Source organism: Lysinibacillus sp. 10T31, assembly GCF_056394365.1.
Genome location: NZ_JBFTHS010000199.1, coordinates 1 through 466, shown reverse-complemented (window position 1 = coordinate 466; position 466 = coordinate 1). Strand labels below are relative to the sequence as shown.

The window sequence follows — 466 nt, the reverse complement described above, 5'->3', positions numbered from 1 at the left end:
AAAAAAGGTTAGGCAACTTTTTGAAGCTGCTGTCTGTATTTTGCAGGCGGCAGCTTTTTTAAATTCCATTGCCCTCGATAATGATTGTAGTAAATCATATAACTCTTAATTTCTTTTTTTACTTCTTCTAACGTTTCACATGCTCTAATAGTTGTTTCATCTTTAAAATGCCCAAAGAATGATTCTTGTGGCGCATTATCCCAACAGTTTCCTCGACGTGACATGGACTGTCCTAAGCCAATTTTCTTCACTAAGGCTCGGAATTTTGGATTCGTATAGTGGAAACCTTGATCCGAATGGATAAAGGCATCTTCCCTTAAATGGCGATGCTTCTTCAATTTATGTAACGTGTTGAGCGCAATTTCTATACTCATTGTAGAAGATACTTCATAAGCTAAAATTTCATTTGTTTCGGCGTCTTTTATCGTTGATAAATAAGCACGTTTGCCGCCTCCATATGTTAGAT

1 protein-coding gene is annotated in these 466 nt (G+C 36.7%); it reads right to left on the bottom strand.

Annotated features, from left to right (window positions below; all coding sequences use genetic code 11):
- Nucleotides 1–8: 8 nt before the first annotated feature.
- Nucleotides 9–466 (bottom strand): IS3 family transposase (locus tag AC1DCY_RS27625; protein ID WP_477355945.1); only part of this gene is annotated, 458 nt, incomplete at its 5' end.